Source organism: Methylobacterium sp. E-025 (assembly GCF_022829705.1).
Taxonomy (GTDB): Bacteria; Pseudomonadota; Alphaproteobacteria; order Rhizobiales; family Beijerinckiaceae; genus Methylobacterium.
In genome coordinates this window covers 66,091-76,086 of sequence record NZ_JAKSYR010000187.1, presented here as the reverse complement: position 1 = coordinate 76,086, position 9,996 = coordinate 66,091, and the positions used below count along the sequence as shown (strand labels likewise).

12 protein-coding genes are annotated in these 9,996 nt (G+C 67.6%); 8 read left to right on the top strand and 4 right to left on the bottom strand.

Annotated features, from left to right (window positions below; all coding sequences use genetic code 11):
- Positions 1-277 precede the first annotated feature (277 nt).
- Positions 278-1,555 (bottom strand): cation:proton antiporter, encoded by a 1,278-nt coding sequence (locus MKK64_RS26780; RefSeq protein ID WP_147725579.1) that lies wholly within the window; start codon positions 1,553-1,555, stop codon positions 278-280.
- A 366-nt stretch (positions 1,556-1,921) separates the two neighbouring features.
- A complete protein-coding gene (locus MKK64_RS26775; protein ID WP_243938740.1) occupies positions 1,922-2,392 on the bottom strand; it encodes a regulator in 471 nt (156 codons plus the stop codon).
- 437 nt (positions 2,393-2,829) lie between these two features.
- Between MKK64_RS26775 and MKK64_RS26770 the strand changes: the two genes are divergently transcribed.
- The 5 genes from MKK64_RS26770 (at position 2,830) to MKK64_RS28175 (ending at position 5,643) form a co-directional block, all read left to right on the top strand.
- Positions 2,830-3,204: a response regulator gene (locus MKK64_RS26770; protein WP_243938738.1), complete on the top strand. Its 375-nt coding sequence runs from the start codon at positions 2,830-2,832 to the stop codon at positions 3,202-3,204.
- A 272-nt stretch (positions 3,205-3,476) separates the two neighbouring features.
- Entirely contained in the window at positions 3,477-3,755 is a 279-nt protein-coding gene (locus MKK64_RS26765; RefSeq protein ID WP_243938736.1) for a hypothetical protein, read from the top strand.
- A gap of 128 nt (positions 3,756-3,883) precedes the next feature.
- Positions 3,884-4,279 carry a DUF4149 domain-containing protein gene (locus tag MKK64_RS26760; RefSeq protein ID WP_243938734.1) on the top strand — a complete coding sequence of 132 codons (396 nt, stop codon included), beginning with the start codon at positions 3,884-3,886 and terminating at the stop codon, positions 4,277-4,279.
- Positions 4,280-4,447: 168 nt separating this feature from the next.
- Positions 4,448-5,083 carry an NAD(P)-dependent oxidoreductase gene (locus MKK64_RS26755; RefSeq protein ID WP_243938732.1) on the top strand — a complete coding sequence of 212 codons (636 nt, stop codon included), beginning with the start codon at positions 4,448-4,450 and terminating at the stop codon, positions 5,081-5,083.
- Positions 4,981-5,643 carry a helix-turn-helix domain-containing protein gene (locus MKK64_RS28175; protein ID WP_313898942.1) on the top strand — a complete coding sequence of 221 codons (663 nt, stop codon included), beginning with the start codon at positions 4,981-4,983 and terminating at the stop codon, positions 5,641-5,643. The genes MKK64_RS26755 and MKK64_RS28175 overlap by 103 nt, the downstream gene beginning before the upstream one ends.
- Before the next feature lie 125 nt (positions 5,644-5,768).
- Here MKK64_RS28175 and MKK64_RS26745 read toward each other — a convergent pair whose 3' ends face one another.
- The gene (locus MKK64_RS26745) at positions 5,769-6,557 is read right to left on the bottom strand and encodes a GntR family transcriptional regulator (protein WP_243938743.1); all 789 of its coding nucleotides are present in this window, start codon (positions 6,555-6,557) and stop codon (positions 5,769-5,771) included.
- 74 nt (positions 6,558-6,631) lie between these two features.
- On the opposite strand from MKK64_RS26745, the gene MKK64_RS26740 reads away from it, so the two are divergent.
- Positions 6,632-7,600: a PfkB family carbohydrate kinase gene (locus MKK64_RS26740; RefSeq protein WP_243938728.1), complete on the top strand. Its 969-nt coding sequence runs from the start codon at positions 6,632-6,634 to the stop codon at positions 7,598-7,600.
- Here MKK64_RS26740 and MKK64_RS26735 read toward each other — a convergent pair.
- Positions 7,563-8,954 carry a helix-turn-helix transcriptional regulator gene (locus MKK64_RS26735; RefSeq protein ID WP_243938726.1) on the bottom strand — a complete coding sequence of 464 codons (1,392 nt, stop codon included), beginning with the start codon at positions 8,952-8,954 and terminating at the stop codon, positions 7,563-7,565. The two genes, MKK64_RS26740 and MKK64_RS26735, sit on opposite strands and share 38 nt — an antisense overlap.
- Positions 8,955-8,990: 36 nt before the next feature.
- Here MKK64_RS26735 and MKK64_RS26730 point away from each other — a divergent pair, with 36 nt between their 5' ends.
- Both MKK64_RS26730 and MKK64_RS26725 read left to right on the top strand, forming a co-directional pair.
- Positions 8,991-9,194: a hypothetical protein gene (locus MKK64_RS26730; RefSeq protein ID WP_147725588.1), complete on the top strand. Its 204-nt coding sequence runs from the start codon at positions 8,991-8,993 to the stop codon at positions 9,192-9,194.
- A 16-nt stretch (positions 9,195-9,210) separates the two neighbouring features.
- Complete coding sequence (locus MKK64_RS26725) at positions 9,211-9,987, top strand: LysE family transporter (RefSeq protein ID WP_243938724.1); 777 nt, start codon at positions 9,211-9,213, stop codon at positions 9,985-9,987.
- Positions 9,988-9,996 lie beyond the last annotated feature (9 nt).

Genomic DNA, 9,996 nt, shown 5'->3' with positions numbered 1-9,996 from the left:
GTACGCGGTCCTCCAGACGGACGTAGCTGAACAGGCTCTCCGACCGTTCCTCACGCCCGCGCATCACCAAGCCTCCGCCCCGTCAGAGACAGAGTGAATCATCTCTCGGATAACCCCACCAGCGACTTCTGCAGCAGCCTGCTAGAGCATTCTCGAGCGCGGTGGAGCGCGGCTCGCGGGAAGAAAATGCGATTCCACAACAAGATAGAGCATTTTGCGTGATCCAGGGATCACGCAAAATGCTCTGGCGTCCGGAACCCTCGCTGGCACCCGCGTCTCAGGGGTGGGACAGGGTCAGGTCGAGCTGTGCGCTTTCCGTATCCCGTCCCATCCGCCGATCCAGCGCTCGCAGGACCGGCGTGACCGAAACCCCATGCATGAGGATGGAGATCAGCACGGTCAGGCTGGCCGTGGCCCAGAGAAGGTCCGCCTGTGCGAACGTCGCGTGGCCCATGGCGAAGGACAGGTAGTAGACCGTCCCGAGGCCGCGGATGCCGAAGAAGCTGACCACCGCACGATCCTCGCGGGATCGACCGCTACCGAGAAGACCGAGCCAGCACGCGAGGGGTCGAACGACCAGTATCGCGATCAAGGCGAAGGCGGCGGCTGTCCATGTGAGGGCCTGGAGCAGCCCTCCGGCGGCCAGCATAGCTCCGAAGCCCACGAGAAGCACCATCATCAGCAGGCGCTCGAGCTCCTCGGCATAGCTGTGCATCTTGCGGTGATAATCATGCCCGTGGCTGGAGGCGCGCAGGGCCAGGGCCGCCGCGAAGACGCCGACGAAGCCGTAACCGTCGACGGCCTGGACGCAGCCATAGGCGATGCAGGTCACCCCGAGGGCGACAAAACCGTCGCCGGTCCGGGACAGCTTCGAGACGTTGGGCAGATGGAAGGTCAACCATCCCAAGGCCCGCCCGATCAGCGCGCCGAGGACGGCGCCGACGAGGATCTTCCAGAGGACGTCGACCGCGAACCAGTGTGACCAGGGTACGCCGGCAAAGCCACTCGTCCCCGCAAGGGCGATGGCGAGGTTCACGAAGGGGAAGGCGAGCCCGTCGTTGAGGCCGGCCTCGGAGGTCAGGGCGAAGCGGGGCTCGTCCTCGTTGTCCTCGGCAGGCTCTCCGACTTGGACGTCGGAAGCGAGCACCGGGTCGGTGGGTGCCAGCGCCGAGGCGAGAAGCAGGGCTCCCGCAGCGCCCAACCCGAGCAGGGCCGACCCAAGGAGGGTCAGGGCCAGGATGGTGAGCGGCATGCCGATGCCGAGCAGACGCCAAGTCATCGACCAGCGCTTCCAGCCGATGAAACGGTCGATCTTCAGACCAGCTCCCATCAGCGAGATGACGACTACCGCCTCGGTCGCGTGCTCGACGAGCGTGGGGTGCGTGCCGGGATGCGGGGTGAGCTCGCCGATGGCAGGGACGAGCGACAGGGCGGCACCGATGCCGACGCAGCAGATCGGCAAGGACAGGGGCAGGACCCGGAGCACCATCGGCAGCCATGCCGTCAGAAGCACCAGGACACCGAACCCGGCGACGACGAGGACATAGGTTTCCATTTCAGGGCGAACCGTCCCAGGTGCGGTCACGTTCCCGATACCGGCTCCTATGCGACCCTGGCGACCTGCGGGGCCACCACAAGACTATCGTCGACTTCCGACCGTCGGCCGCGGGGAGCGGTTCGAATTCGCGAGAGAGCGGGCCTCCAAGCCCATCTGCAAGGCGAGCGGCACAGACCGAGCGTCGCCGACAAGGACAAGCTGACGGCAGGGCAGAAGGCCGAACGTCGCAGCCGCGCGGTGGCGGAACCACGCCCTCGCTACGACGCTCCAGCCCCGCGCAGTTGCGGTTGAGCCAACGGTTTTTCGCGGTTTGGAACGATGCCTCGCCGGGAATGCAGCTCGCTTTCCCGGCGCTCGCTGGGGTCATGCTGCTTGAGCGGCGACCTTCGCGAAGGTGCCGGTCGCGATCTGCTCTTGGAGCTGCGCCTTGAAGTCCGCGATGCCGAGGACCTGAACGGGATTGCCTGCATCGTCGAGGAACTCGTAGAGCGCATCCTCGATATTGCGGTTGCTGAAGAAGACGATCGCATCCTCGTCGCCGCCACCCTCCATGTGGGGGTCGGCGTTCGCGACGCCCGAGACGTAGCTGCCCGTCGGACGGGTCTCCTTTAGGGTTCCGTCCTCGCGGTAGAACCTCAACTCACCTTGCATCACCAGCGTCACGTACGGGCTCTTGTGCCGGTGCAGCATCACCCGCTGGTTGGCGGCGAACTTGAACACGACGTCGACGATGCGGTTCTCCTCGTCGACCTTGTAGACGAAGAAGGCGATGTGCGGCAGCCAGTCCAGGGTCCGCCAGGTGATGTTGGTTTCGTCGAACGTATGCTTGGACATTTTGTTTCCTTCCGTTCCCCCATCCCGCCGCACTCGGCGGACGCGCTGTTTTCAGCTGCTTCGGATGGTTCGACGTAGACGCAACGTCCTCCGCGATGAATCGATACGCGGCTTTTTCGCCGATCCGTCATGCGTCCGACGTCACCGGGCGATCACGTCCGTCCCTGACATGGGCCTCCGGTCAGCGCCTCTCGCTCCGCCTCGGGACTGCCATGGCCTCGATGAATTTGCGGATTTCCGTCTGGCGCTTGTCGCCCTCCGTGACTTGGTCGTCCGGGCCGAGGCGCCAGGCGCGGTCCCGGGACATAACCCGCCAAGGTCGTCCCCGCTCCGGTCGCGCTTTCCCCGATCTCTTCAGGTCGAGGCCGGCATGCGCGACGCTTCAGCCCAGGGATGCCTCGACTGCAACAAACGTGCGGATGGCTCGTTGATCGCCCATGTCCGCGAAGCGCCCCTTGGATGCCTCGGTGATCCTCGTGGTCGAGGACGACGATCGCGTTCGCCTATGCGCCGCCGAGATGCTTGAGGACGCAGGCCTGACGGTGATCGAGGCTGGCAACGCCGATGAGGCTTGGGACATCCTCGAACGGCGCTCGGATGTCGGGGTGCTGTTCACCGACATCGACATGCCCGGCTCGATGTGCGGCAAGACGTTGGCGGAGCGCGTCTACGCCTCGTGGCCGGATATCCGACTGGTCCTGACCTCCGGGCGACAACGCTTGGCGGATGAGGAGGTCCCCGATCACGGCCACTTCGTGTCCAAGCCCTACAGCACGCGGGATGTCGTGGAGGCCGTCGCGGACGCCAAGTAGGGCGCCCTCGACGTCAAGGTCGGTGCCAAGCCCCTCGTCGACAAGGCCATGGGCAAAGGCGTGATGCAAGCAAGGGCGGCGCGACCTGGAACAGGGTCCGCTGTCCGGGGAGGTCCACGGCAACTCGGGCCTTTCTACCAGTGGGTGCAAGCAAAAAACACGGTTGCCGACGCGGACCGTCGCCGTTGTGCTCGTTCACCAAGCCCTTCGAGGCGATGCGAACAAGTAGCCGGCGACTATTCCAGGACCACCTTGATGGGGGGAAATCCAAGATGCCGGTTCGCGCTTTCATGATTTTGATGCTGGGATTGATCGCGACGCCAGCCTTGGCCTTGCAACCGCAGGACACCCTGCGGGACTGGAGTGCCGCAACGGGTGCGGACCGTGATCGTCTGCTGCAACAGCTGGAGAAATCCAGCGCAATAGCTGCTCCGCGCAAGGATGTGCTGTCCTGCCTCAACGACGCCGCGAGCATGAATGCGCATGCCGACTTGGCGATCGGCGATGTGTTCAGGGCCTGTGCCAAGCAGGCATCGGAAGACTCGATCTGAGTGCCGACCATCCCCTGACCTCGCGCGTGAAGCGGAGAGGCGTTTCAGGACGCAGGGGACGGCTATCAACCGAGAGAAACAGATGCCGCCCACGAGGGCGATCTGAAAGCCATTGAGGTTTGGAACCGATGCTCTCGCAAGCGGCTATTCTGGTGACGGCCCTCCTGTTCGGCGGGATGGTCCTGTACTCGTTCGGTTTCGCTTCGTTTCTGTTCAGCGCGCTGCCCGCCGACGTGGCAGGTCCACTGCTGCGCCGCGCCTTCCCGCATTTCTACATTTTCGTCATGGTGTGCGCCCTCGGTGGCGCGGCGCTGACAGCCACCACCGATAGGGCATCGGCACTCATACTGGGACTGATCGCCGTCACGGCGCTCCTCGCGCGCCAGATACTCATGCCGGCCATCAATGGCGCGACCGACATGGGTAATCGCGCTCGCTTCGGCATCCTTCATACCGGATCGGTCCTGGTGACCCTGGCTCACATCGTTGGGTCCTCCGCAGTAATCCTCAGACTTTCCGCCTAGCCGCGTCCGATCAGGGGCACTCTTGCAATGCCCGGGGGCATGCCAACGATATCTCGGGCTTTCAGGACAGCTCGATCACCGAACCGTAGAGAGGCTGGTCAAGCGACCGCATGGCGCGTCCGCGGTTGATTGGGTCTCGTCGCGCATTCAACCAACCGGGAAACGACCATGGCCCACGTCCTCGTCATCGGCGCCAGCAAAGGTATCGGCTTGGAGACCGTGAAAGCGTCGCTCGCGGCCGGACATCGCGTCCGGGCTTTCGCGCGTTCGGCCACGACCATGACCCTGTCCGGTGCGGGTCTGGAGCGTTTCACGGGTGACGCGCTGAAGGCTGCAGATGTCGCCGCCGCCCTCGACGGCGTTGACGTCGTCGTCCAGGCGCTCGGGGTGCCGGTCAAGGATCTGCTCGGCCCGGTGACGCTGTTCTCGGACGCGACCAACATGCTGGTACCGGCCATGGAGAAAGCCGGTGTCAAGCGCCTCCTCGCCGTCACCGGCTTCGGCACTGGCGATAGCAGAGACTCCATCGGCCTGCTTCAGCGCGTCCCGTTCCGCCTCGTCTTCGGTCGCGCCTACGACGACAAGGATGCGCAGGAGATGCGCATCCGCAAGAGCGGCCTCGACTGGACGTTCGTTCGGCCAGGGGTTCTCACGCCCGGATCGGCGACCGGCCGCTACAAGGTTCTCACCGAGCCCTCAAAGTGGCGGAACGGCCTGATCGCGCGGGCCGACGTCGCCCACTTCATCGTCGGGCAGGTCGACCAGCCGACCTACGTGCGAAAGGCCGTCGTCCTGATCGGCTGATCGACCACGGCCGGACCCAGGCATCCGAAAAATCCGTGACCCGTATCGGATGCCGTGACGCGGTGTGCGTTACTCTCGGAGCCGCGCGGCTCCCGCCCGAGGCCCAGGTCGACCCATCATGTTCGCCGCCGTCTACGTCATCCTACCGGTCTCGGACCTCGCGCCCGCCGAGGCCATCCGCGCCTCGCTGGCGCCCTTCCAACGCGGCGGCAAGGCCTTGGCAATCCGGACCTCAGCCGGGCGACTGTGGCGCACAGGCCCAGCGCGTCTCCAGCCGCCAAGTCCAGCCGATGTTCCAGGCGGAGGGCCAGACCTTGTCGGGCTTCGTCCTCGACCGACGCCTCAACCGCGCCATGCAACGCCTCATCGATGCCGAGGATACCCGCCCGGTGAGTGCGATCATCTTCGATGTCGCTTTCGGAGACCTGTCCTACGTCAATCGGACCTTCCGCAAGCGCTTCGCCCTGACTTCGTCCCAGGTCCGCCGACTGGGCAGAACCACCGGCGGAGTAGCTTCGGGGCCGGCCGGAGCCCGCGAGTCACTGCGCGCTGAGCGGTAAAGCAGGCACGGACCTTCGCTCCAAAGCCGTAAGCATCGAAGCTCCTATCCATCCAGCCTAAGCAGATGGGTTCATCCATTCGAAGCAGTCCACGCGAGGAGGGATCAGACGTCGGATCTCAGTCGCTACGCGCTCAGATTCAGCCGATAGCGATAGGCATCGCCCCGGAACAATCCCTCGACGTACTCGATCATGACCGAGTCCTGGTTGTAGCTGTGGCGCTTGATCAGCAGGCATGGGAGGGGCCGTTCGAAGGCGAAGATCTCGCATTCGTCCGCCGTCGGCATGGTCGCCTCCACCGTCTGCTCGCAGCGCACGAGGCGGCCGCCCGGATGCCCGCTCAGGAAGGCGTAGACCGAGCCGGAAAGGTCGCCGGTCTCGAGGGCGGGCACCGCGCGGATGTTGTACCAGGCGACCTCGCGCGACATCGGCACGCCGTCGCCCGACCGGACGCGCGTCAGGCGCAGGAACGGGGCCGTCGAGGGGAGGCCGAAGATCGAGGCGATCGAGCGGTCCTCTGTGACCGTCCGCTCCAGAATGCGCGAGGACGGGATCTTCCCCAGCTCCCGCATCTCCTCCGTGAAGCCCTTGAGCCGGTCCATGCCCGGGCGCACGGGCTCGGGGGGACGGCGCACGAGGAAGCCGGAGCGCCCGCGCGGCACGAGAAACTCGTCGTCGCTGAGCTCGGCATAGGCGCGCTGGACCGTGACGCGGCTGACCCCGAGGCTGTCGGCGAGCTGGCGCTCGGCCGGCAGGATGACGCCCGGCGGCAGCGAGCCCGAGAGGATCAGCTCGCGCAGCTGGCCCTCGATCTGCCGGTAGAGCGGCATCGCGGTGTCGCCGCGCAAGCGCAACAGAGAGATCACCGAGGGACGCTCGCCACTCGCGATGTCCCGGTCGACCTCCCCCTGCATCGTCCGATTTTTGGGGCGCACGTCCGATCGACCTCCGGTACAGAGGGTTATATCGGATCGGCTCGGAGCGCTCCATGCGTGTCTTTGTCATCGGAAGCTTCGTGATCGCCTGCTCGGTCAAGGTCGCGCGGCTGCCGCAGGCGGGCGAGTCCCTCGATGGCTCGGCCTTCGTGGCCGAGCCCGGCGGCAAGGGCTTCAACCTCGCGTTCGCCGCGCACCGGCTCGGCGTCACGGTTGACGGGCTCTTTGCCGTGGGCACGGACGTGTTCTCCCCGGTGGTCCGCGCGACCTTCGCGCAGGTCGGGTTCTCCGAGGCCATGCTGGTGCAGCATGCCGGCTCGACGGGCGCCGGCGTCGCCTTCGTCGATGCAGCCGGCGAGAACTGCCTGGCGGTCTGCCTCGGCGCCAACCTCGCCCTCGCTGCGGAGGACGTCCGAGCCGCGGCCGCCCGCGTCGGGCAGGCGGACCTCGTGGCGGCGACGTTCGAATCGCCGGACGCCCCCATCCGCGAGGCCTTCGCCCTGGCTCGGACGCGGGGTCTTCCCACCCTGCTGAATCCCTCGCCGGTGCGTGCCCTCGACCCGGCGATCTTGGCCGACACTGCGATCCTCGTCGTCAATGCGGTGGAGGCGGCCGATCTGGGCCTCGGCGCTCCCGACGCCATCGCTGCGGCCCGGGCCGCGACGCCGGCCATCGCCGCCCTGCTGGACGGCGGCCTCGAGCTCCTGGTGGTGACCCTGGGGCAGTGCGGCGCGATCGCGTTCCGCCGCGGAGTGCCGCCCCTGCGCCAGCCGGCCTTCGCCGTGACGGCGGTCGATACGGTCGGGGCGGGGGACGCCTTCGCGGCCGGGCTGATGGCGGGCCTGCTCGCACAACAGCCCCTCGACGCGACCCTGCGGCAGGCCGCGGCCTGCGGCGCCCTCACGACCCGCCGGTTCGGGGCCTTCGACGCCTTTCCGACCGCGCAGGCGTTGGCCGCCTTCCTGGACGAAGCCGGACCTCGCCTCAGGCCGCATCCAGGCACGGCGCCGTCTGCCCGCTGAACATCGAGAGCGAGGCGACGATGCTCAACAGCTCCGCCTGCCGCTTGGTCCCGGTCTTGTTGAAGATCGAGGTGAGCTGGGTGCGAACGGTGCTTGTCTGGACGCCGACGCTCTCGGCGTAGCTCTGCAGGCGCGAGCCCCCGGCCAGCGCCTGGAGCAGGCGCGCTTCCGCCGGGGTGAGGTCGAACAGCAGGTTCAGGAGGCCGTCGTCCGGAACGGCCCACGCGCCGACGTGCACGAGGACGAGCAGCACCGCCGAGGCACCGAAGACGTCGCCGGGGTGCCGGTCCAGGCGCATGACGTGAGCGATCTGAGGGCGGTGGTCGGAATAGCCGCGCACCGGCATGCTCTGCGTCGCATGCCGGCCGCCGACGACGTTGCCGATCGCATCCTGCAGCAGCTTGCTGTTGATCAGGCTCTTGAACAGCAGGCCGCCGTGCTGGCCCGGCGGCAGGACCTCCTCCCGCTCCTGCATGCGGGAATTCATGGTCAGCACCCGCCCCGAGGCCGACAGGACCGCCGCGGGAAGCCCGATCTGGTTGAGCGTCATGGTGGCGACGCGGGTGCGCTCGCAGCCGAACTGGGCGCCGAGCTGGCACGCACGCGCGAGATGGGGCCGCAGGGCGTCGAGCCGAGGCAGGATGGCGGCCTCATGGGGGCCGGTTCGGGCCCGGCGTTCGGCGGTGATGATCGCGACGTCGCCGGTCGCCAGGGGAATCGTCGTCCCCACCTGCCAGAACGGCGCGTCGACCTCGCAGGGCCGCCCGTCATGGGAGCCCGGCACGAGGTCGACGTCGCGCATGAAGCCCGCATGAGCCAGGGTGCGCCACTGCGCCGTGCGCCCGCTGCCGCGCCAGGAAGCCGTGGTCGTGTGATGACGCAGGCGCTGCTCCAAAGTCGGTGAGGCGATCCATCGGGGCATTCCGACGGGGGGCAGCACCATGAGCACGGCGCCATCCGAGTTCGCCGTATCGCCAAGAGATTGAAGGACCTCCGGCCAGAGCTCGGGAGTGCCTGCAGCCTCGTAGATCCGGTCGATGAGAGCTTCCCGCATCAGCACGCCCCACGGTGATCCCGCTGATCGCGATAAGACCAATATCAGTCCAAAATCGACGGCGGTATCCCTCAAACGGATGATGCCGGCGACGCGGGACGGCGCCGCGAGCCCGGTTCCGGCAGGTTCGCCGGTGCGTCGCCTCGCCGGGGGCGGCGACAACGCGGCATCCAGCGTCGTGGGTGAAGCCGTGCAAAGGCCTGACGTGGCGGAGCTTTCCTGTTCGGCCGAGACGTCCGCGGCGGGCCTGCGGCGGCGCAGGCGGTGCCATCCGCCAGACGGAGGATGCTCGGGGTTCAACCATCCCTAGATTGTCGGCTCGCGGAAGGATCAGCCATGAGAACAATCGTCGCCAGCCTCATCGTCGTCTTGTCCTGCACCGGGATCCGGGCCGACGAGTTGAACGACATGCCGGACATCGCCTGCGCCCAAGCATCCTCGGCCCTGGAGCGCGCGCAAATCGGGTGCCCGGACGCCGACAATGCCGCGCCCGAGCCCCGGGCGGTTGCCTCGCCCCTCGACCGCCGGGAAGACGACTGAACGCAGTCCCGCCGCCATGGGCGTCATCGCCACGGCCCTGCTCGCCGGCGCGAGCCTCGGGCTGACCATCGCCGCGCCGATCGGGCCGACGAGCCTGCTTTGCGTCCAGCGCACGCTGGCAGGGGGCCTGCCGACGGGCGTCGCCACCGGGCTCGGCGTCGCCACCGTGCATCTGACATACGGGGGGCTGATGGTGCGCTGGAGCGCGGACTTGGCGGCGGCGTTCTCGAACGGGGCCGTGCTCTCCCTGGTCTCGGGGACGGTGCTGCTCGGCCTCGCAATCCGGGTGCTTCGCAGCGTTTCGGTCCTGCACGTGAGCGGCGAGCGCCGCCACACCCTCGCCGCGAGCTACGGCAGCGCGGTCGTGCTGGCCCTGGCGAATCCCATCACCCCCGTGCTGTTCCTGGCCGCCATGCCGGCCCTCCTCGCGCGCGCGGCCGCGCCGCTTCCGGCGCTGGCGGCCGGCGTCTTCCTGGGCTCGTTCAGCTGGTGGGTCGTGCTCACCACCGCCGTGTCCCTGTTCCGGCGCTGTGTCACCAACCATGTTCTCGGCCGGATGAACAAGGCCGCCGGCCTCCTCCTCGCCGTCCTCGCGTTGAGCCTGCTGGCTCGGGGGGTGGACGGCCGCTGGGTGGGCCTTTTGGACGGTCCGCCCAGGGACGGGACACGATCGGCCGGCCCCCCGATCGGTGCCGAGGGGCCGCGCGGGACCGACCGGGCGACAGCGACACCCTCGCCACCGGTCACGACATCCTCCGCCCGCTCTATGGCCGGGTCGTGGAACGCACCCTAGGTCGGCGTC

Bases quoted from the DNA above. Each gene is read 5' to 3' on its own strand.
- MKK64_RS26760 (WP_243938734.1), top strand. From the start codon at position 3,884: ATGCTCTCGCAAGCGGCTATTCTGGTGACGGCCCTCCTGTTCGGCGGG.
- MKK64_RS26755 (WP_243938732.1), top strand. From the start codon at position 4,448: ATGGCCCACGTCCTCGTCATCGGCGCCAGCAAAGGTATCGGCTTGGAG.
- MKK64_RS26765 (WP_243938736.1), top strand. From the start codon at position 3,477: ATGCCGGTTCGCGCTTTCATGATTTTGATGCTGGGATTGATCGCGACG.
- MKK64_RS26770 (WP_243938738.1), top strand. From the start codon at position 2,830: ATGTCCGCGAAGCGCCCCTTGGATGCCTCGGTGATCCTCGTGGTCGAG.
- MKK64_RS26725 (WP_243938724.1), top strand. From the start codon at position 9,211: ATGGGCGTCATCGCCACGGCCCTGCTCGCCGGCGCGAGCCTCGGGCTG.
- MKK64_RS26740 (WP_243938728.1), top strand. From the start codon at position 6,632: ATGCGTGTCTTTGTCATCGGAAGCTTCGTGATCGCCTGCTCGGTCAAG.
- MKK64_RS26780 (WP_147725579.1), bottom strand. From the start codon at position 1,555: ATGGAAACCTATGTCCTCGTCGTCGCCGGGTTCGGTGTCCTGGTGCTT.
- MKK64_RS26730 (WP_147725588.1), top strand. From the start codon at position 8,991: ATGAGAACAATCGTCGCCAGCCTCATCGTCGTCTTGTCCTGCACCGGG.
- MKK64_RS26745 (WP_243938743.1), bottom strand. From the start codon at position 6,557: ATGCAGGGGGAGGTCGACCGGGACATCGCGAGTGGCGAGCGTCCCTCG.
- MKK64_RS26775 (WP_243938740.1), bottom strand. From the start codon at position 2,392: ATGTCCAAGCATACGTTCGACGAAACCAACATCACCTGGCGGACCCTG.